This is a genomic window from Paraburkholderia largidicola, assembly GCF_013426895.1.
Taxonomy (GTDB): domain Bacteria; phylum Pseudomonadota; class Gammaproteobacteria; order Burkholderiales; family Burkholderiaceae; genus Paraburkholderia; species Paraburkholderia largidicola.
In genome coordinates this window covers 1,586,619-1,608,145 of record NZ_AP023176.1, presented here as the reverse complement: position 1 = coordinate 1,608,145, position 21,527 = coordinate 1,586,619, and the positions used below count along the sequence as shown (strand labels likewise).

26 protein-coding genes are annotated in these 21,527 nt (G+C 59.8%); 12 read left to right on the top strand and 14 right to left on the bottom strand.

Annotated features, from left to right (window positions below; genetic code table 11):
• Window position 1 precedes the first annotated feature (1 nt).
• The 3 genes from PPGU16_RS35910 (at window position 2) to PPGU16_RS35900 (ending at window position 4,629) form a co-directional block, all read left to right on the top strand.
• Complete coding sequence (locus tag PPGU16_RS35910; protein WP_180725585.1) at window positions 2–1,240, top strand: SfnB family sulfur acquisition oxidoreductase; 1,239 nt, start codon at window positions 2–4, stop codon at window positions 1,238–1,240.
• Window positions 1,240–2,601 (top strand): LLM class flavin-dependent oxidoreductase, encoded by a 1,362-nt coding sequence (locus PPGU16_RS35905; protein ID WP_180725584.1) that lies wholly within the window; start codon window positions 1,240–1,242, stop codon window positions 2,599–2,601. The genes PPGU16_RS35910 and PPGU16_RS35905 overlap by 1 nt, the downstream gene beginning before the upstream one ends.
• Before the next feature lie 951 nt (window positions 2,602–3,552).
• Window positions 3,553–4,629: an LLM class flavin-dependent oxidoreductase gene (locus tag PPGU16_RS35900; RefSeq protein ID WP_180725583.1), complete on the top strand. Its 1,077-nt coding sequence runs from the start codon at window positions 3,553–3,555 to the stop codon at window positions 4,627–4,629.
• Between the two features lie 27 nt (window positions 4,630–4,656).
• Here PPGU16_RS35900 and PPGU16_RS35895 read toward each other — a convergent pair whose 3' ends face one another.
• The 5 genes from PPGU16_RS35895 to PPGU16_RS35875 all read right to left on the bottom strand — a co-directional run bounded on the left by PPGU16_RS35895 (window position 4,657) and on the right by PPGU16_RS35875 (window position 9,287).
• Window positions 4,657–5,895 (bottom strand): acyl-CoA dehydrogenase family protein, encoded by a 1,239-nt coding sequence (locus PPGU16_RS35895; RefSeq protein WP_180725582.1) that lies wholly within the window; start codon window positions 5,893–5,895, stop codon window positions 4,657–4,659.
• 3 nt (window positions 5,896–5,898) lie between these two features.
• A complete protein-coding gene (locus tag PPGU16_RS35890; protein ID WP_180725581.1) occupies window positions 5,899–6,903 on the bottom strand; it encodes an NrtA/SsuA/CpmA family ABC transporter substrate-binding protein in 1,005 nt (334 codons plus the stop codon).
• Between the two features lie 35 nt (window positions 6,904–6,938).
• The gene (locus tag PPGU16_RS35885) at window positions 6,939–7,682 is read right to left on the bottom strand and encodes an ABC transporter ATP-binding protein (RefSeq protein ID WP_180725580.1); all 744 of its coding nucleotides are present in this window, start codon (window positions 7,680–7,682) and stop codon (window positions 6,939–6,941) included.
• Window positions 7,679–8,518: an ABC transporter permease subunit gene (locus PPGU16_RS35880; RefSeq protein WP_180727188.1), complete on the bottom strand. Its 840-nt coding sequence runs from the start codon at window positions 8,516–8,518 to the stop codon at window positions 7,679–7,681. Before PPGU16_RS35880 ends, PPGU16_RS35885 begins: the two co-directional genes overlap by 4 nt.
• Before the next feature lie 472 nt (window positions 8,519–8,990).
• Window positions 8,991–9,287 carry a hypothetical protein gene (locus tag PPGU16_RS35875; RefSeq protein WP_180725579.1) on the bottom strand — a complete coding sequence of 99 codons (297 nt, stop codon included), beginning with the start codon at window positions 9,285–9,287 and terminating at the stop codon, window positions 8,991–8,993.
• Window positions 9,288–9,583: 296 nt separating this feature from the next.
• Here PPGU16_RS35875 and PPGU16_RS35870 point away from each other — a divergent pair, with 296 nt between their 5' ends.
• Window positions 9,584–9,835, top strand: coding sequence for a hypothetical protein (locus PPGU16_RS35870; protein ID WP_180725578.1), 252 nt, complete (start codon window positions 9,584–9,586; stop codon window positions 9,833–9,835).
• Between the two features lie 202 nt (window positions 9,836–10,037).
• A complete protein-coding gene (locus tag PPGU16_RS35865) occupies window positions 10,038–10,289 on the top strand; it encodes a hypothetical protein (RefSeq protein ID WP_180725577.1) in 252 nt (83 codons plus the stop codon).
• A gap of 82 nt (window positions 10,290–10,371) precedes the next feature.
• Here the strand turns inward: PPGU16_RS35865 and PPGU16_RS35860 are convergent, their stop codons facing one another.
• From PPGU16_RS35860 to PPGU16_RS35850, 3 genes are read right to left on the bottom strand one after another with little or no spacing between them, the layout of a single operon-like run.
• Window positions 10,372–10,638, bottom strand: a complete 267-nt coding sequence (locus tag PPGU16_RS35860; protein ID WP_180725576.1) for a DUF1488 family protein — start codon at window positions 10,636–10,638, stop codon at window positions 10,372–10,374.
• Window positions 10,639–10,824: a hypothetical protein gene (locus PPGU16_RS35855; RefSeq protein WP_180725575.1), complete on the bottom strand. Its 186-nt coding sequence runs from the start codon at window positions 10,822–10,824 to the stop codon at window positions 10,639–10,641.
• A 54-nt stretch (window positions 10,825–10,878) separates the two neighbouring features.
• A complete protein-coding gene (locus PPGU16_RS35850) occupies window positions 10,879–11,196 on the bottom strand; it encodes a hypothetical protein (RefSeq protein WP_180725574.1) in 318 nt (105 codons plus the stop codon).
• Between the two features lie 281 nt (window positions 11,197–11,477).
• Here PPGU16_RS35850 and PPGU16_RS35845 point away from each other — a divergent pair, with 281 nt between their 5' ends.
• Entirely contained in the window at window positions 11,478–12,353 is an 876-nt protein-coding gene (locus PPGU16_RS35845) for a transglutaminase family protein (RefSeq protein WP_180725573.1), read from the top strand.
• A 24-nt stretch (window positions 12,354–12,377) separates the two neighbouring features.
• Window positions 12,378–13,187, top strand: coding sequence for a transglutaminase-like domain-containing protein (locus tag PPGU16_RS35840; protein WP_180725572.1), 810 nt, complete (start codon window positions 12,378–12,380; stop codon window positions 13,185–13,187).
• Between the two features lie 48 nt (window positions 13,188–13,235).
• On the opposite strand, the gene PPGU16_RS35835 is transcribed toward PPGU16_RS35840, so the two are convergent.
• Complete coding sequence (locus tag PPGU16_RS35835; protein ID WP_180725571.1) at window positions 13,236–13,685, bottom strand: type II toxin-antitoxin system HicB family antitoxin; 450 nt, start codon at window positions 13,683–13,685, stop codon at window positions 13,236–13,238.
• 201 nt (window positions 13,686–13,886) lie between these two features.
• Between PPGU16_RS35835 and PPGU16_RS35830 the strand changes: the two genes are divergently transcribed.
• Window positions 13,887–14,063 (top strand): hypothetical protein, encoded by a 177-nt coding sequence (locus PPGU16_RS35830; protein WP_180725570.1) that lies wholly within the window; start codon window positions 13,887–13,889, stop codon window positions 14,061–14,063.
• 486 nt (window positions 14,064–14,549) lie between these two features.
• Window positions 14,550–14,807 (top strand): hypothetical protein, encoded by a 258-nt coding sequence (locus tag PPGU16_RS35825; protein ID WP_180725569.1) that lies wholly within the window; start codon window positions 14,550–14,552, stop codon window positions 14,805–14,807.
• 23 nt (window positions 14,808–14,830) lie between these two features.
• Here the strand turns inward: PPGU16_RS35825 and PPGU16_RS35820 are convergent, their stop codons facing one another.
• The 4 genes from PPGU16_RS35820 to PPGU16_RS35805 form a co-directional block, all read right to left on the bottom strand.
• Complete coding sequence (locus PPGU16_RS35820) at window positions 14,831–15,397, bottom strand: carbonic anhydrase (RefSeq protein WP_180725568.1); 567 nt, start codon at window positions 15,395–15,397, stop codon at window positions 14,831–14,833.
• Between the two features lie 44 nt (window positions 15,398–15,441).
• A complete protein-coding gene (locus tag PPGU16_RS35815) occupies window positions 15,442–16,188 on the bottom strand; it encodes an SDR family NAD(P)-dependent oxidoreductase (protein ID WP_180725567.1) in 747 nt (248 codons plus the stop codon).
• 77 nt (window positions 16,189–16,265) lie between these two features.
• Window positions 16,266–17,144 (bottom strand): NmrA family NAD(P)-binding protein, encoded by an 879-nt coding sequence (locus tag PPGU16_RS35810; protein ID WP_180725566.1) that lies wholly within the window; start codon window positions 17,142–17,144, stop codon window positions 16,266–16,268.
• Window positions 17,145–17,405: 261 nt separating this feature from the next.
• The gene (locus PPGU16_RS35805; RefSeq protein ID WP_243460679.1) at window positions 17,406–18,299 is read right to left on the bottom strand and encodes an NmrA family NAD(P)-binding protein; all 894 of its coding nucleotides are present in this window, start codon (window positions 18,297–18,299) and stop codon (window positions 17,406–17,408) included.
• Window positions 18,300–18,560: 261 nt separating this feature from the next.
• On the opposite strand from PPGU16_RS35805, the gene PPGU16_RS35800 reads away from it, so the two are divergent.
• From PPGU16_RS35800 to PPGU16_RS35790, 3 genes are all read left to right on the top strand, one after another.
• Complete coding sequence (locus PPGU16_RS35800; protein ID WP_180725565.1) at window positions 18,561–19,505, top strand: LysR family transcriptional regulator; 945 nt, start codon at window positions 18,561–18,563, stop codon at window positions 19,503–19,505.
• Window positions 19,502–19,933, top strand: coding sequence for a hypothetical protein (locus PPGU16_RS35795; RefSeq protein WP_180725564.1), 432 nt, complete (start codon window positions 19,502–19,504; stop codon window positions 19,931–19,933). Before PPGU16_RS35800 ends, PPGU16_RS35795 begins: the two co-directional genes overlap by 4 nt.
• A 97-nt stretch (window positions 19,934–20,030) precedes the next feature.
• Entirely contained in the window at window positions 20,031–20,543 is a 513-nt protein-coding gene (locus PPGU16_RS35790; protein ID WP_180725563.1) for a CPBP family intramembrane glutamic endopeptidase, read from the top strand.
• A 49-nt stretch (window positions 20,544–20,592) separates the two neighbouring features.
• Here the strand turns inward: PPGU16_RS35790 and PPGU16_RS35785 are convergent, their stop codons facing one another.
• Entirely contained in the window at window positions 20,593–21,525 is a 933-nt protein-coding gene (locus tag PPGU16_RS35785) for a LysR family transcriptional regulator (protein ID WP_180725562.1), read from the bottom strand.
• Between the last annotated feature and the right edge of the window lie 2 nt (window positions 21,526–21,527).

The following is a 21,527-nucleotide window of genomic DNA, read 5'->3' as shown; positions in this document are numbered from 1 at the left end:
CATGAGCCTCGATATCTCAGAAGAGACGCGCGATACCGCGCTGGCGGAACGGACGAGTCCGGACCGCATTACCGACGATGCGCACGCGCTGCGTATCGCGAAGCAACTCGCTGAAGCCTTCGCGCCAGATGCGGCGGCACGCGATCGCGAGCGGCGCTTGCCGTGGGCGGAACTGGACGCGTTCGTTGCGAGCGGCCTGTGGGGCATCACGGTGCCGCGTGAATTCGGCGGCGCGGGCGTGAGCAGTGGGACGCTGGCTGAAGTGACCGCGACGATTTCAGCCGCCGACGGCTCACTCGGGCAGATTCCGCAAAACCACTATTACGCGCTCGAAGTATTGCGAGTCGGTGGCAGCCGCGAACAGCAGCGCTTTTTCTACGATCGGGTACTGGCAGGCGAGCGCTTCGGCAATGCGCTGGCTGAAACGGGCCACAAGGATTTCAAGCGACGCACGCGGCTTGCGCGCACGGCGGCCGGCTGGCATATCGACGGCCGCAAGTTCTATTGCACGGGTGCGCTGTACGCTCACTGGATTCCCACGCTGGTGATCACGGAAGAGAAAGGACGCGACATCACGTGGCTCGCGTTCGTGCCGCGCGATGCCGACGGCGTCGAAGTGATCGACGATTGGGATGGTTTCGGTCAGCGTGTCACGGGCAGCGGGTCGGTGCAGTTCAGTCATGTGCGCGTCGAGCCGGAATGGGTCGTGCCGTTTCAGGCATCGTTCGAACGTCCGACGACGATCGGACCGCTCGCGCAGATCATTCACGCGGCCATCGATCTCGGTCAGGCGCGCGGTGCGTTCCAGGCCGCGTTGCAGTTCGTGCGTGAGCATTCGCGACCGTGGATCGACGCGAAGGTCGAGCGTGCCGCCGACGACCCGCTGACCATCGCGCAGATCGGCGATCTCGCGGTGCGCCTGCGCGCGGCGGAGGCCATGCTGCGCCGCGCGGGACGCTTCGTCGATGCCGCGCAGTCGCAACCGACTGAGCGGTCGGTGGCGGAGGCATCGGTTGCCGTTGCGGAGGCGCGCGTGCTCACCACGACCGTATCGCTCGATGCGGGTTCGCGGCTGTTCGAACTCGCCGGCACGTCGGCGACGCTCGACGGTCTCGGCCTCGACCGGTTCTGGCGCAATGCGCGCACGCATACGCTGCACGACCCGGTGCGCTGGAAATATCACGCCGTAGGCAACTACATTCTCAACGACAAGCTGCCGCCCCGGCATGGAGCTTTGTGATGGCGAGGAAACAGATTCTGCTCAACGCGTTCAACATGAATTGCGTGGGCCATATCAACCATGGTTTGTGGACGCATCCGCGCGACCGGTCGACCGACTACCGGCTGTTGCCGTACTGGACCGATCTCGCCCGCACGCTGGAGCGTGGATTATTCGATGGTCTCTTTCTCGCCGATATCGTCGGTGTGTATGACGTTTATCAGCACAACGTCGACGTGACACTGCGCGAGTCGATCCAGTTACCCGTCAACGATCCTTTGCTGCTCGTTTCGGCGATGGCTGCCGTGACGGAACATCTGGGCTTTGGCGTGACCGTGAATCTCACGTATGAACAGCCGTATCTGCTCGCACGCCGTTTCTCGACGCTCGATCATCTGACGCAGGGACGCGTTGGCTGGAATATCGTCACGGGCTATCTGGACAGCGCGGCGCGTGCGATGGGGTTGAGCGAGCAGCTTCCTCACGACGAACGTTATGAACGCGCCGACGAATATCTCGAAGTGCTCTACAAGCTGTGGGAGGGCAGTTGGGAAGCGGATGCCGTGCGGCGCGACAAGGCCGCACGCGTGTATGCCGATCCCGCGAAGGTTCATGAGGTTCGGCACGCGGGGCGCTACTACAACGTCGAAGGCTACCACCTTGCGGAGCCGTCGCCGCAACGCACGCCTGTGCTCTTCCAGGCGGGTAGTTCCGGGCGTGGCCAGCGCTTTGCTGCGCGACATGCCGAATGCGTATTCATCTCGCCGCCGAACCGGAATGCTGCGCGGGAGACGGTGAAGGCATTGCGGGAGCAACTGGTGCTGGCCGGGCGTCGGCCGGACGACGTCAAGGTGTTTGCCGGGGCGGCTGTGGTTGCGGGTGCTACCGAGCGCGAGGCGCGTGAGAAGTACGCGGATTATTTGCAGTATGCGAGCCGCGAGGCGGGGCTAGCGCATTTTGCTGCCAGTACTGGCATTGATTACGCTCAATATGATCTCGACGCGCCTGTTGATTACGCGCCAGGCAATGCCATTGAGTCGGCTACGCGGACAGCGAAGCAGCATGGGTGGACGCGGCGCAAGCTGCTCGAGATGTTTGAGCTTGGCGGGCGGTATCCGGCGATTGTGGGCAGCGCTGCCCAGGTCGCGGATGAGCTGGAGGGGTGGATCGAGGAGACGGGGATCGATGGGTTCAATCTGAGCCGGACTGTCGTGCCCGAGAGTTATGAGGATTTTATCGATCTCGTTGTGCCGGAGTTGCAGAGCCGTGGGCTTTATAAGACTGCGTATGGCGAGGGCACATTGCGGAACAGGTTGTTCGGGGAGGGGGATTATTTGCCTGCAAGGCATGCGGCGGGTGGGTTCAGGCGGTTCTCGGCGTAGCCGTTGCCGTTCGGTTGTTTTGGGTTTTTGGGCTTTTCGCTGGCATCTGCGTTGTGGTGTTTGTCGTTCGGTGTTCTTGTCTTTGTGCTGGCATCCGCGTGATGTTATTGGTTCGCAAGCGTTGCCCCTGTGCGGGGCGGCACCTACTTTTCTTTGCCGCCGCAAAGAAAAGTAGGCAAAAGAAAGCGGCTCACACCGCCAGTTCTAGTATTTGCCTGAGGGCCCCCACAGGTTCTTACGCTTCACACGGCAACCATGTGACCCACGTTCGTTGCCAGCGTTCTTGCGGTGCGCCTCACCCGCTTCACTCCCCCGCGCTACAGCATGCCGTACCAGACAGTCCACGGCCGCCCAGGTGGCAAACTGTGTGTAGGCCGTAGTACCTCACACGCATCACTTCGGACCGATTGCGCAAGCGTCCCACGCTGTAAGAGCGCCAGGCTATACGAAGCGACAACCTACACACAGTTTGCCACCTGGGCGGCAGATACCACTCGCTGCCGCTTGTTTTGGTGCGGGTGCCTGAAGCGGGTGAGGCCTCTATTCAAAGGGTTAGCAACGAGCGCGAACAGAAATGCTGCCGTGTGAAGGATGGGGACGTTGGGGGCCCGTGGATAAGGACATGGGCTGGCGGTGTTAGCCGCTTTCTTTTGCCTACTTTTCTTTGCGGCGGCAAAGAAAAGTAGGTGCCGCCCCGCACAGGGGCAACGCTAGCGAACCAATCACATCACGCGGATGCCAGCAAAAATCCCAACCAGGAAAACCAGCTTGCGCAGCAACCCCATATCCCGGATGCCAGTGAAAACAAAAACAAACCACCCGCGTCGCAGACAAACAAAAACACACCCGGCTACCAGCGATCGAATAGAAACCATATGACCACAAGTTAGAACGCAATCGCCTGCCACGGCGGTAGCATACACGTCCCCAACGAACGCACATCGAGCATCGATGCCCACCCCAACCGCAGTCAAACCATTCCCACGCTTCGGCATATGGGCCCTCGTCCACGGCAGCCGTGCCGCGCTCCAGGACCCAAACGAGCCCTACGACGCCTCCTGGACCCGCAACAAGGCATTAGTGCTGGAAGCCGAACAGCTAGGCTACGATTCAGTGCTCGTCGCACAACATACCGTCAACCCCCACGACCCATCGCTCGATCAACTCGAAGCATGGACAGCATCGGCCGCGCTCGCGGCATTGACCTCCCGCATCGAGATCATCGCGGCAATCAAGCCCTACCTCTATCATCCCGTCGTACTGGCCAAGATGGCTCAACAGATCGAGCACATCAGCGGCGGGCGCTTTGCAATCAATCTGGTGAACGCATGGAACCGTCCAGAACTCGAACGCGCTGGTATCGGCTTTCCTGAACACGACGAACGCTATGCATACGGGCGCGAGTGGATTGAAGTCGTCGACGCGTTGCTGCGCGGCGAAACGCTGAACCATCACGGCAACAACTTCCGCATCGACGAATACCGGCTTCGGCCCGCCGATCCGTTTCGCGCGCGTCCGCGTATCTACGTCGGCGGTGAGTCGGAGCCCGCGCGCGAGCTGGTGGCCGCGCACGGCGACGTCTGGTTTATCAATGGCCAACCCTTCGACGATGTCGCGCGTCTGATCGCCGACGTGGCCTCACGTACGCGACGGGCGGGGCACGCACCGCTGCGCTTCGGCCTGTCGGCGTTCGTCATCGCGCGGCGGACTCAGGCCGAGGCAGAAGCGCACCTTGAACATCTCTTTGAGCTGGCCGAACTGGACAAGCCGCTGCGCGAGCGGCAGAAAGCGAATATCGATCCGAACGTGGTGATGATCCAGACCTTCGCGCAGTCGCCGCGCGTCGGTTCCAATGGCGGCACGGCCGCGGGGCTGGTCGGCGATTACGACACGGTGGCGAAGCGGATCGCGGAATTTCACCGTGCCGGTATCGAGTTGTTCATGCTGCAGTTCCAGCCCTTTGAGGCCGACATGCGCGGCTTTGCGGAAGAAGTCGCGCCGCGCGTGCGCCGTCTGCTGTCTGCCTGATCGCGCCGGGGTAGCGGCAGGCAGCGATCAGAAGAAGGCGCCTGTCGGCGGCAGATGTCCGTTCAGCAGATGCTTTCCGAGCAGGCTCTCCTTGTAGAGCCGCGGATTATGCGACGCAATGACCTTGATGTTGCGCCAATGCCGGTCCAACGCTGCCACGCGCGAGACGACGGAGCCCGATCCGAGATCGATCAGCCAGCTGGCTATCTGCGGCGCGAGATCGTCGATCACGACCTTGGCCTCCGACGCCGCCATCGTCGCGGCAAGCGTAGCCTCGTACTCGTCACGCAAGCCATGGCGGTCCCACGCACGTTGGAGCGCGCCGACCGCGCGGTCCGCAGTGGCTTCGATACTCGCGGCATACGCGCGGATGCGGCCAAGCAGCGCTTGCAGCACAGGCTCGTCGGCAGGATGCGCGGCTTCGCCATGATAGAAGTTGCGCTTGCGCGCGCGCAAAACCTCCACGGCGTCCAGCGCGATTCGGCGCGCGATGCCTGCAATGCAGTTGGTGAGATAAACCTGATGAAAGGTATATCCCCAAGGCGCCGCATCTTCGGCGCGTGGCGGGTCCTGCGGATAAACATGCGCGGCGGGCACGCTCACGGCGCGAAACTTCGCAGTGCCCGAGCCTGTCAGTCGCTGACCGAACCCCTGCCAGTCGTCGTCGTTGCTGACTCCGTCGCTCCTCGCGAGCACATATTGCACGGTCTTTCCCGCACGGCTCTCGACAGCGAGACCGATGAACGCATCGTTATACAGATTGCCCGTCGCGTAGACCTTGTCGCCGGAGCCGAGATAGACCTGCCGCGCTTCGTCCCATTCGAGCCGGCTCAGCACGCGGCCCGGCCGGGCGCCTGCGGCCGGCGCATCGGTTTCCGTGAAACTGAGCCCGATGGTTTTATGCTGTGCCGCCAGAGCGAGCACATGGGCGTGGAATGGGTGGTCCCGGCGTCTGAGCGCCGCTTCGACTTGCCACAGATGATTACGAAACGCATGCGCAATGTTCGAATCTGCTGCGGCAATATCGCGGGCTACGACAAGAAGCTCGCTCACGGTCGACCCCTGACCACCTGAATCTGCCGGCAGGCGCAGTGCACCAAAGCCATGCGCCTTGAGCGTCGCGATCTCGTCGTATGGCAAACGGTGCGTCCGTTCGCGCTCCGCCGCAGTCGACGCGATATCGCCGATGATCTCCGCCAGGCCAAGGGCGGTGGACAGGGGCGAGACAAGCTTCAGTTCGCCGCCGCCGAACGTTGTATCAGACATCCGTCAAACCTTGATACTGTAATCCGCGACCTTGATTCGCGAGTTGATGATCTTGCGTTCGGCAAGCCAGTCGGCGGCGCGTTGAAGCTGCGCGACGAAGGCGGCATCGTCGGGCTCGTGGAACTGGTTGACGCGTTTGAGGCTCGCCAGATAGTCGCGCACCTGATCCGGATATTTCGCCTCCCGCTGCACGAGCTGTTCGGCGTCGACCGGATGTGTGGACTGCCACGATCCCTCGACGTAGTAAGCATCGATCACCGCGCGAATCAGTTCGGAGTTCTCTTCGGTGAATTTACGGCGCGTCACCAGCGAGCTGTAGTCGATCAGGAATTCGAGGTCGCGTCCTTCGTTGAAGATGTCTTTTGCGTCGTTCGAAAAGCGCGCGATATCGACGGCGGGCGACCACATCGACCACGCGTCCACTCTGCCTTGCGCGAATGCCGGTGCTGCATCGGGCGGATTGAGGTAGACGAACTGAACCTTGTCGCGGTCGATGCGATTCTTTTCCAGCGCGGCAATCAGCAGAAACTCGCCGAGTCCCGAACGGTTGACGGCGACCTTGCGACCGACGAGGTCGGACACCGAATTGATGCCGCTCGACTTCTTCACGATGAGGGCCGTCGAGCGCGGCGAATAAACGTCGAACGCATTGAACACGATGGGCGAACCGGCCAGCATCGCGGCCATTGCGGGCGTTGTCGATCCCCAGAAGCCAAAGTCCGCGCTGCCGCCGACTACGGCCTGGATCGACGGAGCGTGGTTCGGGAACGGGCCAACCCATTCGACCTTGATTCCCTTGGCCGCGAGCGTCTTCTCGAACACGCCGCGTTGCTTCGCGATGTCGGGAAGGCTGCCGTAGCCCCAACCGATTCGAACCGTGTCGGTGTTGCGTGTCAGCTTGCGCGGCTCGGCTGCGCGAGCGGGCAGTACGCTGCCGGCGGCGAGGCCGGCCAGCAGTCCACCTGCCGCGCGCAACAGCTGGCGGCGGCCAGATGAGTGATCGTTCATTGTTGTCAGGTCCTTGGTGTGATGCAGGAAAGCGATCAGTGAGTTCGCACGCCCAACTCTTCGAGCAGGACAGAGCGCAATTCCTGTGACGTGTGGTTTTTCGGTTGGAAGGAAGCAGCGATGCGTCCCGCGCGCATGACGAGGATCCGGTCGGCAAGCGTGAGCGCTTCGTCGACATCGTGCGTGACGATCAGCACACCTGGCTGATGGCGGGCAACGAGTTCCTTGACGAGCCCGTGCATCTTGATCCGGGTCAGCGCGTCGAGCGCCGCGAACGGTTCATCCAGCAGCAGGAGCGCTGGGTCGCGCACGAGCGCGCGCGCCAATGCCACGCGTTGCGCCTGACCGCCCGACAGGTTGCGCGGCCAGTCGTCCTCGCGGCCGGACAGACCGACCTCAGCCAGCGCATGGGCCGCGCCCGTCCGTCCAATGGTCGTTTCATGGCCGAGCGCGACGTTCTCCGACAACGTGGCCCAGGGCAGCAGGCGGTGCTCCTGAAACACGACGGAATGCCGCTCGGGCGCGCGGATCTGTCCCGCGTCAGGCTGGTCGAGTCCAGCCAGCGCCCGCAACAGCGTGGTCTTGCCGCATCCGCTTTCACCGAGCAGTGCGACGAACTCGCCCTTGTGAATGTCGAGATCCAGCGCATCGATGACGACCCGCTTGCCGTAGCGTCGCTGCAGGCCACGTACCGATACCGCCAGCGCGGATCTGCCGGCGCGATCCTCGACGAATGCCGAGGCATGTGAATCCGGGAAAAGCGCAATGCTCGCGGTCACTTGTGCACTCCTTTGGCATAGTTCGCGTGCCACGACAGGAAGCGGGCCTCGAGTGAGCGCACCAGTGCGTCTGCCGCGACGCCGATGACCGCGTAGACGATCATGGTCAACACGATCACGTTGGTTTGCAGGAACTCGCGGGCATCCATGGCCAGAAAGCCGATGCCTTTGGTCGTCGCGAGTGTTTCGGCAATGACGAGGGCGAGCCACGCATGAGCGAGCGCGTAGCGCACACCCGTGAGGATCGAGGGCATGGCGCCCGGCAGGATGATGCGTCGCACGGTAGCGGGCCAGCTCAGCCCGATCACCTTGGCGAGTTCCATCAGCTTCGGGTCGATCTGACGGATACCGAGCATCGTGTTGATATAGATGGGAAAGAGGACCGCGAGTGCGACAAGGAAAATCTTCGCGACTTCGCCGACGCCGAACCACACGATGACGAGCGGCAGCATCGCCAGGAAGGGCACGGCGCGCACCATCTGGATCGAGCGGTCGAAAAGCGCCTGAGCGAGCGGCGAGAAGCCGACCATGATGCCAAGCGCAAGGCCGATGGCCCCGCCGATGACGAAGCCGGCTACGGCACGCAAAAGCGAAACTCCGAGGTGGACGAAAAGCTCACCGTCTCTGGCCAGATCAAACGCGGTTCCGAGCACACTGCTTGGGGCGGGCAGCACCTGTGGCGTGATCGCGCCGATGCGGCACGCCGCCTCCCAGAACACCACGAACAGCGCTGGAATGAGCCATGAAAGCCACCGGTACAGCGCGGCTCTGGATATGCCCGATCCCGTTCTCGTCGAAGAGACATGGCTGTTGGGAGAAGAAATTAGATCAGCCACGTGAGTTCCATGATAGCGAAGGAAAGAGGGCGCTCGAATGCGATGCCAATGCGCGAGATTCAATGTCGTGACAGAGGAAACGTCTAAAACGATATGTGCATCTCGTGAATGCGAGCTTGCTATTAAAAGCGCATTCGCGTCATGATCACAAACGCTTTTTTATGCTTTGCTTTTCAGTTTCAGAGTGAATATGCAATAGCGCTTTTCGAAACGAGGGCAGGCTCCGTGTCCTCCCCGTCGGCGATCGCGGAAATCAGATTTCGTAGCGCGTTATCCACGTCCCTGCGAAATCGTGAATCGATATTGGCTAAAACGCGGCGCCGCTGCTGATGATGGGTCGCGAACCTTGCGCTGCGGGTCGCAGGCGCGAGTTCGTCTCGAAGCGCAATGAACTTGAACGACCGTATCGGGATGTGAGGGCCGTCAGCCGCTGCCGAAGCTGCCCTGCGGAATGAAGCGCTGACGTCGTGACTTATGCGGCCGCCACGGGTTTGGGATGAAACTGCGCATCGGCGGTTTGCGTGCAATCAGGTGTGACGTCCTCGACCATTCGGATCAGACGCGCTTTGTCTGCCTGATAGAGGTCCGAGTTCATCCGGCTAGCAAGAAGCATCCACACGAACAGCGCCTCGTTTGCGGCTGCGGCAAAGAAATCCCGTTCGCTTTCCTCAAGTCGCGACCGCTTTTTCTTCGCGGCTTTCAGGTGAGTGGCAATGCGCTTTTCCATCACCAGCGTTAGCGCTTCATAGTCTATGGTGTTGGTGTTCATTGCCTTGCTCGTCTCCTGTCTGGCAGTCGCGGCAATGATAGAAGGGAATCACGGCCTGACTTGACAGTGCGTCTCAGTTTGCATGCAAACAAAAAGCCAGAACGCAGCAGATCGAAGTGACGCCCGCGTTTTTCCCTCGGACGGCACAGCGATTGCACTGATCGAGATCATCACGACGCTATGTCGCTAATCGCCGGGCGCTACATCGGAACCAGCAGACGCAGCATCGCCCGACGATTCGTGTCATGCTGGGGTCATCTCGTCCCCGAAGTGCGCCGTCTTTTACTGGAACCACAATGGATCGGGTGATTACGTATAGAGGGTTTGAAATTCATGTCACGTTGACTCCCTCGGGCGAAGATTTGTATGAGGTGACAATGCAGATCAAAGGCGACCACAAACTGAGCATCATCGGCGAGAGGGGAGAGGTCGTCAAACTTCGACATGGTCCCTTCACCCGCCGATGGGCCTACCTGATCGGAGAGGTGGCTGGCCAGGCAGCAATAGACGTCCTGCGAGGAGCCTCGGCCGCGACAAGCGGCTCATGATTGGCATACAGGAATTCAAATGAAACGATGGATGCTGGCGTACCAGGGATTGGTGTGGCTGAGCGCGGCGCTGCTTTCAATCATCGGTTTCGCGTGAGTGACGGCGCGCATGCCTCGGGCACGAACGGGAGAGGTCGGCCGCAATCGCTGTGGATTCGTTTATCGATCAACGGAATGTGGGCATTCAGGAAGGGAGCACAGCATGGACACGGAAAAGCCCATCATCACGCCGGAGGAATTCGTCGATGAAGTCAACCGCCGCCTGCCGGATCACGATTGCTATACGCAAGGCTTACAGATGTTTCTCGTTCCGAGAGGCGCGATGCCCGATGAGGCCATTGGAATCGACTGGGAGCCGCGAGATGCACGCAATGGCGTGATCGCAGTCAGTGAGGTCCATCGAGAGGTTGCAAGCGAGTTTTCTGTCAGCAAGCACCTCGGGCGCCGGCACTAGGGAGCGACGCTTTGCTCCATGCGTGAATGGAGCAGCAACCGGCCGCACGAGCGGTGCGCATGCATTCGGCGAATTTCGTCGATCACGAGATGGTGTATCTGTTTTGAGGGCCGCCGGTATACACCGTTCTTGCGATCTCCAGGATTTTTTCGCGGTTGCGGTCGAATGCGGCGAGCAACGAGGATTCGTCAGAATCCCTGTTGGGGTTCAGTTTGGCCAGCACCACATCATCGACCTGGAAGACGATCTCACGAGCATTGTCATAACCCCAGAAGCACACACAATGTCTTGACGCGTCGTGGATCCGGGCCGGATTGGGGAAGTTGATCACCACGCTGGCTTTTGCCATTTATTCACCCTTACAGACATATCGCCACTTGCTCGCGTTGACATCGAGACGGGCATCCATCTCAAGACGTTTCTGCGCGCGTTCGTTTTCTGCCTTCTGTTGTGCGGAGACACGCGCTGCCTGCTGGCTGGCGTAGTCGCTTTGCTTGACGGGCGGGGCCGGGTACACCTTGGTTTGCTTTTGCATATTGATTCCAGAAAGTAGTTGCAGAATGTTTTTGATGCTGTGAGACGAAAGACTTTATGGCATTGGCCGCTTCATTCCCTCCGCCTCGATTGCAGCGTTGAGTTCCTCGCTCGCCTCAACGGGTTCCATTGACTCGTCGAGAGAAGCTGTCGCCCGTTCTGTGACAGACCTCGCTTCATCCAAAGCTGCGCCGGATGCTTCGTCGTCGTCGACAGGAGGCGCCAGCATGTCGGTGAGCATCGCGTCCAGTTCGGGCGTGTCCCAGGGCGCGCTGTGTTGCTTTTGCCGCTTTATGTAATGTCGTACTTCCGCGTCCTGTTCGGCGGTCAGTGGGAGGCCGCGAAACGTGCTTTGAGGCGTGGCTTCAACCATGAGAGCCTCCTTGAGTCACATGCTTCGAGTGTAATCCTATTGTTCGACGAGCGCGAACTGTTGGTGATCGTGCAGCGTATTCCCTTCGTTTGCAGACCAGCGTATCGGCTTCAAATGCGCAATCTATACCGATTCCAGCGCAATACCCGCGATTTACCGATGCTATACGTGCCGCGGTATCACCGGAGATGCGATCCGAAAGAATTGAGGAGTTTTGACTTTGTAAAGCAGTGTATGCTGAATAGCAGATCTGTCCGACGGGCGGATAGGGAAGAAAAGACATGAATGGACCGCGATGCCTCACGGTGCGGCACAAGAGCGTTTATCGCTATTCCGAGCCCGTGAGCTTCGGCGAGCACAGAATGATGTTTCGCCCGAGGTCCAGCCATGATTTGCGTCTGGTCAGTTCGGAATTGCGTATTGTGCCGACGCCTGAGCGTCTGCACTGGATGCACGATGTCTTCGACAATTCAGTCGCAATCGCGACTTTCTCCGAAGAAGCGTCCGAACTCGTATTCGATAGTAGCGTCACCCTCGAGCATTACGAAGCCCCCATGCCCGAGTATGCGATCGAACCGTATGCCGCAACGTGGCCATTCGTGTACACCAACGACGAAGCATCGGAACTGGTCAACGCGCGAAGCCGGCGGCATCCCGATGCGGATGTCGACAAATGGGCCCAGTCTTTTATTGCACATGGCCGCGACACGTCGACGATGACGTTGCTCAGAGACATGACGGCAGAAATAAAAGAGCAGTTTCTTTACGCCCGACGCACGGAGAAAGGCGTCTACCGTCCGGCTGACACGCTGAGTTTTCGTAGTGGAAGTTGCCGGGATTTCGCGGTTCTGATGATCGATGCCGTACGTTCTCTCGGCCTCGCCGCGCGGTTCGTCAGTGGCTACATTTTTGTTCCGGATCATGACGCAACGTCAGGGGGCGGTTCCACTCACGCGTGGTTGCAGATATTTTTGCCTGGCGCAGGGTGGGTGGATTTCGACCCGACCAACAGCATTATCGGAAATCAGCATTTGATACGGGTCGCCGTGGCCTGGGACCAGCACCAGGCGTTGCCCTTATGGGGAACATGGACGGGTGCACCCGCATCGTTCCGGGGGCTGGAGGTCGACGTCAGTGTCACTGAGGACGGCTGTTGATTTTTTCTTCGAGGGGCCGCTGCAATGATGCTTCGCGTAGGCTACAGACTGATTTACGAGTGCGAGCAGCATACGCCAATGATGCTGATGCTCAACACGCATTACTCCTGTGCGCAAAATGTGCTGTCAGCGGATCTTCTCGTTGTTGATCCGCCTGTTGGCATTGCTCAGTATCGGGATGGTTTCGGTAACCTCTGCAGCCGGATCGTCGCGCCGCCGGGCCGGATCGAGATGTCGACGACCGCATTGCTCGATATCTCCGATCAGCCCGAGGAAACAGCACTGCCGGGTCATCAGCACCCCGTCGAGGAATTACCTGACGAATGCATGGTGTTTCTGCTGGGTAGTCGTTACTGCGAGACCGATTTGTTGTCCGACGTTGCCTGGGAGCTGTTCGGTGACGTCCCGCCGGGCCGCGACCGCGTGCAGGCAATCTGTGATTTCGTCCATCGGCATATCGTCTTCGGCTATGAGTTTGCCCGATCGACGAAGACTGCATGTCACGTCTATCGCGAACGACGCGGCGTGTGTCGAGACTTCGCGCACCTGGCCGTCACGTTCTGTCGCGCGATGAATATTCCCGCACGGTACTGCACGGGGTATATCAGTGACGTCGGTGTGCCGCCGCCGCATAGTGCGATGGATTTCGCGGCCTGGTTCGAAGCGTATGTGGGCGGAAGCTGGCAAACATTCGATCCGCGCAATAACGTGCCACGCATTGGGCGGATATTGATGGCCCGAGGACGGGATGCTGCCGACGTCGCGATCAGCAACACGTTCGGTCCGGCAAAGCTCGTCGAGTTCACGGTGCATTGCGCCCCTGAAGAGGGCTAGACGGAGGGACAACGGGACATGTAGCGCGGCTCCCGCGCGCAAGTATCGTCATCCGTCTATGAAGCGCCGCAGGGAGCCGGGTGCAGTCGCCGACTGCGCACCATAACGACTGTGAAGCTCGTGCATGGCGGCAAGCGCAATGTACGCGGAGCGAGTCATGTGGCGCTCCTTCGCGTCACCATCGATTTGCCGTAACACATCTTCGAGCAGACTGATCTGTACGCCGACTGCTTTCGACGTCACGCGCGCGAGATTGATGTCGATAAACATCCAGATGCCTTCCCCGTCGTCCATATCGAGTTCGTGCAATTCCGACGTGCTGCTGGTGGGCGCAGGTATGAGTTGCTCGCTTTGGTCATACATCAACTCGACGACCTTTTGCGCATTGTGCTTCAGTTCGCCAAACGACTTTCCTTGCGCTTCGGCCCGAGGGAAATCCGGAAAACTGGCGCGAAAGCCAGCGTCGCCATCGCGGCATACGTAAACGGGATATTGCATAAGTGCTCCTCAAATGATCTTGGCAGCGTGCAATCTTGCGGATCGGAAACGGGAAATAACAGGAAAGCGAGGGAACGAATTGACGATGCGCGTAAAGCAGAAGAAACGCAAATTAAATCGCGAAGTCTGGCGGGAACGTCCATTGCGCTAATGTTTTCCTTTACCTGCTACCAGGAACTCCCGTGATTGGGAGGCACACTCATGAGAAATCCATGGCTGAAAAAGAACCCGTTTCTGAGCATGTGGCTGAGTGGCGCGAACGCCGTGGCTGGTTCCGCGCGCGGCCGCGTGGCAGCCGCTGCGAAGCGTGAGACGGTCAACTTCTGGACCGCCGCGCTGACGCCGCCAAAACCGAAGAACCGGCGGGCGCGTCGTTGATCGATGCCGTACTTCGTCAACTGGTCGGAATGCCCGGAGGGAATAAACGGCGTCAGCAAATAATTCGCGACAGCCGTTATAAATGCGCACAGAATGAGGGGATAACGTTGCCGCACCCGCGGCTGTGCGAAATGGGAGAATGATGATGGCAAAGGGTCAACTGCGCGGTAATCGCGAGGCAAAGAAGCCTAAACAACCGAAAAAGCCGGCCCCTGCGGCGAGTCTTTCCAGCTGGAAGACCGCACCGAAGGCAACCGCACGAGTCGAAGAAAGCGCAAACAAGAAATAATCTGTGGCTCCTGGCAAGAAGAACGTGGGCGTTCTGATGCATTCGCCGGGAGTGGATTCTCGCAAGCACTCCCGGTTCCCCGCACCTTATTCCTATCACGATTCAACTTTTTCCTCCTGACTTCGCGACGCAGTTTCGCGCTATCGAAAAGGCGTAAATGCCCGCCGACCTTATGTTGCCTTCATAAGGAAGTCATCATGAGTAGCCAGTCCTGCCCTGCCTATCGCGGCTACAGCATAGATGTTGAAGTCACGGCCAACAACGTCGTCTCGCTCAGCGGTCGAGAGCTTCGCTACTCAGTGTCGTGGTCGATCATCTCACTCAACGTGCTATCCACACCGATTGCGAGTCTTCCTGAGCGACTCGATTTTTTATCGCCAGATGACGCTTTCTCATACGGCGAACGGCGGGCGCGAACGTTTATCGACGGTTCCTTGCTGTCCGATGTTCAATGAACTGATGTGAGGCGACAGCCCGTTCAACCTGGACGAGCCTGGCGCTGATCCTGCCCGGGCCGCAGCGGCGCGGGAGGAACGACTGTCTCGACGCGACCGGTCTTTACGTCATAGACGAGACCTGTCACCGTGAATCCGCCCGGCAGATTCGGGTTGGCTTTCAGCGAGGCCACGTCGAGCGCCACTGCCTTGTACGGATCGGTGATGGCGAGATCGTCCAGCTTGTCGTCTGCCACGCCCATATACTTCGACAGCAATGTCGGCGCGTGATGGTAGCAACCATTGATGCCGCAATCGGTATGCTGAAGCACGATCAGCTTCCAGCCTTCGCCGACGGCTTCTCCCGCCGCGCGCGACACCGCGCCGAGGATCGCCATCGTGTCGAGCAGCGCCGGGTTCACGCGTCCGCCCACGTTGCGGATGATGGCCGCTTCGCCCGGCGCCAGCTTGAGCACGTCCATGGGATCGACGCGCGGATCGACACAACCGATGATCATCGTGCGTTGCGACGGCAGCATCTCCAGATCGGCATTAAAGCCCGTTCCCGCGTATTCAGCGTTACGGTGAGAGAGCGTTTCGAAAAAGTCCATGACTACCTCTATCGTTTGTCGTGAGAAATTGGGTAAGGCGGGAATTACGCGCGTTGTGGCAACCGCGTGGACATCTTCGCCTGCAAGCCTTTCGGATCTGCAGTGAAGGCTGCGTGAATACCGCGAGATTGATCGCCAGCGACGATCTCGTCGTTGGTGCCTGCCTGAATCGCATCGAGCGCATCCGTGACGACTTCCTGCGGCGTCATGCGCGGCTCGGGCAGTTTCGCGCCCATTTCCGTTTCGGTCTGAACGGCAAGAACGCCGACCACCTGCGTACCCTGTGCGCCGAGTTCAGCGCGCACGCTGCGGGTCAGCGACAGGCTCGCCGCCTTGGAGGCCGAGTAGGTCGCGGCCACGGGCAGGCTGATCAGCGAGAGCATCGACAGCATGTTGAGCAGTGCGCCACCACCGTTGCTGGCCAATACGGGAGCGAACGCGCGGGTTAGCGCCAAGGTGCCGAAATAATTGACTTCCATCTCCTCGCGGGCAAGGTCGATGCCGGACGCGGAAATGGCGCCTTCGAACGCGGCGTAGCCCGCGTTATTGATCAGGAGCGTCACGTCCGATGCAATGACTGCGGCAGCCGCTACCTGATCGGGGTCGGTGACGTCGAGCGGAAGCGGTACGAGCCGTCGATCGCCATCTTTGAGAAGCGCTTTGAGCGATGTGGTGTCACGCGCGGCGACATAGATCTTCGACACACCTCGCTTGAGCAGTTCGGCGACGAATACGCGCCCAATGCCACGATTTGCGCCGGTGACGAGCACGACAGATTGAGAAAGTTGCATGATGATGACCTTTCGAATTCGATTGAAAATAATGGTGGGTTCCCGTTTTCGAAGAAGCGGTTGGGAACCCGTGGACGTCATTTGCCGTCGAGCTTGTCAGCGTGAAGGCGGGCGAATTCGCCAACGGTCATCGACCTGCGGCCCGTCAGCTTTTCGACGTTGTCATCCGCGCCGGACATACGGCCATTCTGGTAATCGGCCATTGCGCCGCCCAGATGCTGGACGATATAAGGCGGTACGCCCATCGCTTCGATCGAGCTGCAATATTCATCAATCGGCAGATCCTGAAAGACGATCTTGCGACCGAGCGCCTCGGACAATTCCGCTGCCATCTGCTCGTGGTCCATTTCGACGGGACCGGAAAGCGGGATCGTGGTACCGATATGGCCTTCCGGATTCTTCAGCAGCGCGGCAATGGTGCGGCCCTGATCGTCGGCTGCGATCGGCGAGTGACGACCCTTGCCGACGGGCATGCGCAGAATGCCTTGTTGCAGATACGGAAGTTGCCAGGGATAGAGCAGCCACTCGAGGAAGTAAGTGGGACGAAGGTGAATGACGGGCAGGCCCGACCAGTTGAGAATTTCTTCCGCGATGAACGTGTCGCGGCACGAATCGCTGGTGGACTCGCGGTTGGCTGAGCGCTGCGAGAGGTTGATGACGGTCTTGACGCCTGTTTCTTTGGCGGCTTGCGCGAAGTTCACCGTGGCGTTGATCAATCCGGGCTGCACGGGCCAGACCAGATAAGCCGCGTCCACACCTGTCATGGCGTCGCGAACGGTATTGATCTCGAGAAGATCGCCGACGACCACTTCAGCGCCGAGCGCTTCGAGCGCCGCCGACCGGTCGTCTTTACGATGCACCATCGCACGCACACTGAGACCGAGCGCGATCGACTCACGAACCGCGGCGCGACCCGTATCGCCCGTGGCACCTGTAATCAGAACTTTCTTGGACATGGTTAATATTCCTTAGTAAATAGAGTTGAATGATTTCGAAGCTGTACCGTCGTGACCCACGCGAATGGCATGCATCACAGAGACCAACCTGGTGAATCGCTTTCTTGCAATCGGCGATTGGCTTCCCTGGTTCTCAATATCGTGTATTGCAGCGAAGCGCGGTAGCCGTCGTTTGAAGCTATCACCTATCCTGGAACAGCATGAATCGGTTCGAGCGCCGTCCGGAGCGTCTGAACGCGCTTCCGGACGTCCCGCACCGGATTAGTGCGTTGAGGTTTGCAGCGGGTACTCGATGACGAACTTCGACAGATTCGCGTGGATGAACTGCTCGACCGTCGTCAGCGGCTGGCCGATGATTTCCGTACCGGTGCTGTCGGTGCCTGCCAGCAGTCCTTCCTGCTGATCGATCGTGACGGCTTCGAAATGGCGACGCATCGCATCGGCATGCTGGAGACCGAACAGTTCGAGAAACGTCGATACGGTGACATGCTCATAGGGAAGAGTTTTATCGAGCACGCGGCTCACTTCGGCGGCGAGTTCTTCATGGCTGTATTCGACGGGCCCGTGAAGCGCCAGTGCCTTTCCGACGTAAGGGGCCGCATTGTCGACAATGCCCGCGATGATGCGCGCAATGTCGCTACCGGCGATGGGTGCGAAGCGGCTGTCCTTGTTGTAGGGCATCACATAGCGGCCATAGCGGATCTGTGGCGCGATATACAGCAGCCACTCGGCAAAGAACGTGACACGCAGATGCACCGAAGGCACGCCGGACCAGTTGAATATCTGCTCGGAGAGCCAGTGGTTTTGCGTCGCCTTGCTGCGCGCCGCGGGACGCGACTGCTTATGCGACATGTTCACGATCAGTTCCAGATCCTGCTCTTTTGCGGCCTGTGCGAAGATCACTGCCGCTTCGACCAGCCCTTCGGCGAGTGGAAAGCAGAAATAGGCGCGCTGGACGCCGGCCATGGCGAGGCGAATATCGCGCAGGCTCATCATGTCGCCGAATACGACCTCGGCGCCCAGATCGCGCAGCCGCTGCGCGCGATGGTCATCCTTGCGCACAAGCGCGCGGACATGAAAACCCTTCTCGAGCAGACGCTCGACGGTCGGACGGCCGGTGTCGCCAGAAGCGCCGGTCACGAGGACTGTGGTCATGATCAATTTCTCCAGATACGAAGCCGCAGCGGGTAAAAGTAGCGGCGGACTTCGGTTGCAGGGCGGTGAGGACATCGGAAGCCGGGCCCTTGCATGGTTCCGATCAGGGTGCGGCAATCAATGCCGCGCCATGTCGACAATTTGGCGTTTTCGCTTCAATTCCGGTAGCCACTGGATTCGGCTAACATTTATGCTGGAGTTGCATCGATGCGAGCCGGAGCGGTCAATCGGCCCTGTGGTCCGCTTGAGAAAGGAGGGAGCTTGAAGGACGTCCTTACGTTCAGGCTTTACACCCGCGTCGCACGGCTCGGCAGCTTTTCGGCGGCTGCGCGGGAATGCGGACTGGCGCAATCGCAAGTGTCGAGAATGATCGCCGAACTCGAAGCGGGCCTTGGCGCCCGCTTGCTGACGCGAACAACGCGCGCCGTGGTGCCGACGGAAGCCGGTCTGGAATTTCTGGCCCGCATGGAGCCGATCCTGGCGGCCATCGACGACGCGGAGAACAGTGTTCGTGAGACGGGCGAATTGCGCGGCGTGCTGCGTGTCGCGATGCCTTCGACGATGGCCATCTGCGTGATCCTGCCGCGCCTTTCCGCCTTTACTGAACGTCACCCGTCGCTCAGAGTCGAGGTCATGCTCGACGACCGGTGGCAGGACATGATTCGCGAAGCAGTCGACGTCGGCATCCGGGTGGGCAGCCTGCCGGACTCCGCGGGTACGGCCAGATTGATTGGCACGATGCACCGCGTTGTCGTGGCTTCGCCTGCGTATGTCGAGCGGCACGGGACACCGGTGTTGCCGGAAGATATCGCCAGGCATCGCATCGTCGGCGGACCGGCCGGGGGGCACGTGTCTTCATGGCAATTCGAGCGCGATGGCGAGACGACATCGGTCGACGTGCAGCCGCATGTTTCGACCAACGACACCGCGGGCGCGCTTGCAGCGGCGGCTTCCGGGCTTGGAATCGTGTCGACGACATCGTGGGCGTGTCGATCGCAAGTCGAAGATGGAACGCTCGTGCACCTGCTGCCCGACTGGAAGATGGCGGAACTGCCTGTGCATGCCTATTTCCCGATGGGGCGTGCCAGCCGTCTCGCAGCGCGTGCGTTTGTCGAGTTCATCGCGACCGAACTAAAAAATGAACCACTCGACTTTATTGGCCGGTGCCTTGTAGTCGGGGCTAACGCGGAATCTGGAAGAAGATGAAACGACGACTACTTGCTGCACTCGCAGCCTGCCTGGTCACGACTTGCGTTCATGCGCAAAGCAATGCGTCTGGCCCGTTCGTCACGCCCTCGGGAACGCTGCAATTCTCGCGCGCAGATCGTGACTTCTTGGGGATGCTCGACAAGGTTATTTTCGATCGCTTCGGCGCTAACACGCTCACGCATTTCGATGAGGTCGACGACGCCAGTCAAACTGTCTCTCGCGCGCTTGTGCAGACCGATTCCGGGCCGGTGCTGTACGACTTTCGCCATCAACCGCCGCTTGTGCAGCGCTCGAACAAACGCATGACGGTCAAGCGCGTGTTCTGGCAAGGTGACGAAGTCGTGATGCAAAGCTCACAGGGGTGGTTCCGGTTCAAAGGTGGCGTGTTGACGAAACTTCAGTCGTCCAGGACCATTTACCATTGATTGCGCGTAAACACGTGCTCGCGAGCCACGGCTTGATACGAGGTAATGCCGAGCCGGGGAAATGAGCTGCCAATAACTAGAATAGACGGGAGAGAGCATGCGATCACCAGATGCGGGAGCATCGTCATTTATTGGCGATACGTTATTTGAACGCGGACTGAATACACCGCCATGGCTAATGATTCCTTTGGCGCTGCTCGCTACTGAACTATTACCGCTGCCGCTCGACTTCATTGCCAATGTGCTTTTTCCGGGCCAGCCGATTGGCGGTCCGGGTCTGGGCTCACACGGTATCGTCTCTGCCCTCGCTCTCGGGTGTCTGATTGCACCTCTGGCCGAAACCGCATTCAACCAGTGGGGATGCATTACGTTACTTCGCAACAAGCTCGGTGCAGGCCCCTGGACCGCGATCGTGCTGTCCGCGGCACTGTTTGCGGCCATGCATACCTATAGCTGGAAATACGTGCTCACTACGTTTCCGATTGGTATCGTATTGGGTTATGTATTCGTCGTCGAAAAGATGCGTCGGGGCCAGGCCTTCTGGATGGTCGCGTTGATTCATTCGTTGCGAAACGCCATTTCTATCGCAGCTCTCTATTGTCTGCGGTGATGACCTGAACCGCCCTATGCCGTCGTACTTGTGAGCACGCGCACACACCTCACATGGCATTGCCATACAACGGCAGAATCTTCGCTTCAAGCATCGCAATTGCCTGAACGGCCAGTTGTGACAACGTGTGCTTGCTGCTGGTCGCTATCGCGAGGCGGCTGAAGAGTGTCGGTTCAGTGATTCGCATGACCTGGAAGCGGCGCTTGAGCGCATCGCTTGCAGTCGCGTTCAGCGATAGCACCGCGTACCCGATGCCCTCGGTAACGAGGTCGAGAATCGACGTGACGGCATCGACCTCCAGTTCGATCCGCAAACGCACGCCTTGCTCCGCCGCTGCCGATTCGACCATCCGCCTGATCGCATGCATGCGGCCGGGGATCACGAGCGGATAACGCGCAATCTCACGCAATGGAACGGCGGCAAGAGGCGCAAGAGGCGCAAGGGGCGCATCGCCGGCTGCGTCGCCCGTATCCGGGCCAATCAAAAACAACTCTTCGGTAAAGATGGTTCGCTTGTCGATCAACGGCGTATCGAACGTGTCGTACATGACCGCGACATCGATCCTGCCCATCATCAGCCATTCGATCAGATAGGTGGACAGACCCTGCGCCACGGAGATGGTGGCGCCTGGGAACGTCGTCCGAAAGCTCTTGACGAGTTCGTGCGTCGCGACCTTCGCGAAACTGGGTGTGATGCCGATGCCGAAATGACCGCCGGGCGCGCCATGCAATCCGTCGAGGTCCTGCGACGCACGTTGCACTTGCTGAAGGATGCCTTTCGCGTGTGCGAGCATCCGCTGACCGGCGGGCGTCGGCGTCACGCCGCGTCCGTTGCGTTCGAGCAGCGTGTGGCGCAATTCGACTTCCAGTTGCCGCACGAGCCGGCTCAGAGCGGGCTGGTTGGTATCCAGCGTGATCGCAGCGCGCGTGAAGCTTCCAAGTTCAGCGACCTGAACGAATGCCTCGAGCTGTTTCAGTTCCATTG

Bases quoted from the DNA above. Each gene is read 5' to 3' on its own strand.
- PPGU16_RS35910 (WP_180725585.1), top strand. From the start codon at position 2: ATGAGCCTCGATATCTCAGAAGAGACGCGCGATACCGCGCTGGCGGAA.
- PPGU16_RS35905 (WP_180725584.1), top strand. From the start codon at position 1,240: ATGGCGAGGAAACAGATTCTGCTCAACGCGTTCAACATGAATTGCGTG.
- PPGU16_RS35900 (WP_180725583.1), top strand. From the start codon at position 3,553: ATGCCCACCCCAACCGCAGTCAAACCATTCCCACGCTTCGGCATATGG.
- PPGU16_RS35895 (WP_180725582.1), bottom strand. From the start codon at position 5,895: ATGTCTGATACAACGTTCGGCGGCGGCGAACTGAAGCTTGTCTCGCCC.
- PPGU16_RS35890 (WP_180725581.1), bottom strand. From the start codon at position 6,903: ATGAACGATCACTCATCTGGCCGCCGCCAGCTGTTGCGCGCGGCAGGT.
- PPGU16_RS35875 (WP_180725579.1), bottom strand. From the start codon at position 9,287: ATGAACACCAACACCATAGACTATGAAGCGCTAACGCTGGTGATGGAA.
- PPGU16_RS35870 (WP_180725578.1), top strand. From the start codon at position 9,584: ATGGATCGGGTGATTACGTATAGAGGGTTTGAAATTCATGTCACGTTG.
- PPGU16_RS35865 (WP_180725577.1), top strand. From the start codon at position 10,038: ATGGACACGGAAAAGCCCATCATCACGCCGGAGGAATTCGTCGATGAA.
- PPGU16_RS35860 (WP_180725576.1), bottom strand. From the start codon at position 10,638: ATGGCAAAAGCCAGCGTGGTGATCAACTTCCCCAATCCGGCCCGGATC.
- PPGU16_RS35855 (WP_180725575.1), bottom strand. From the start codon at position 10,824: ATGCAAAAGCAAACCAAGGTGTACCCGGCCCCGCCCGTCAAGCAAAGC.
- PPGU16_RS35850 (WP_180725574.1), bottom strand. From the start codon at position 11,196: ATGGTTGAAGCCACGCCTCAAAGCACGTTTCGCGGCCTCCCACTGACC.
- PPGU16_RS35845 (WP_180725573.1), top strand. From the start codon at position 11,478: ATGAATGGACCGCGATGCCTCACGGTGCGGCACAAGAGCGTTTATCGC.
- PPGU16_RS35840 (WP_180725572.1), top strand. From the start codon at position 12,378: ATGATGCTTCGCGTAGGCTACAGACTGATTTACGAGTGCGAGCAGCAT.
- PPGU16_RS35835 (WP_180725571.1), bottom strand. From the start codon at position 13,685: ATGCAATATCCCGTTTACGTATGCCGCGATGGCGACGCTGGCTTTCGC.
- PPGU16_RS35830 (WP_180725570.1), top strand. From the start codon at position 13,887: ATGAGAAATCCATGGCTGAAAAAGAACCCGTTTCTGAGCATGTGGCTG.
- PPGU16_RS35825 (WP_180725569.1), top strand. From the start codon at position 14,550: ATGAGTAGCCAGTCCTGCCCTGCCTATCGCGGCTACAGCATAGATGTT.
- PPGU16_RS35820 (WP_180725568.1), bottom strand. From the start codon at position 15,397: ATGGACTTTTTCGAAACGCTCTCTCACCGTAACGCTGAATACGCGGGA.
- PPGU16_RS35815 (WP_180725567.1), bottom strand. From the start codon at position 16,188: ATGCAACTTTCTCAATCTGTCGTGCTCGTCACCGGCGCAAATCGTGGC.
- PPGU16_RS35810 (WP_180725566.1), bottom strand. From the start codon at position 17,144: ATGTCCAAGAAAGTTCTGATTACAGGTGCCACGGGCGATACGGGTCGC.
- PPGU16_RS35805 (WP_243460679.1), bottom strand. From the start codon at position 18,299: ATGACCACAGTCCTCGTGACCGGCGCTTCTGGCGACACCGGCCGTCCG.
- PPGU16_RS35795 (WP_180725564.1), top strand. From the start codon at position 19,502: ATGAAACGACGACTACTTGCTGCACTCGCAGCCTGCCTGGTCACGACT.
- PPGU16_RS35790 (WP_180725563.1), top strand. From the start codon at position 20,031: ATGCGATCACCAGATGCGGGAGCATCGTCATTTATTGGCGATACGTTA.
- PPGU16_RS35785 (WP_180725562.1), bottom strand. From the start codon at position 21,525: ATGGAACTGAAACAGCTCGAGGCATTCGTTCAGGTCGCTGAACTTGGA.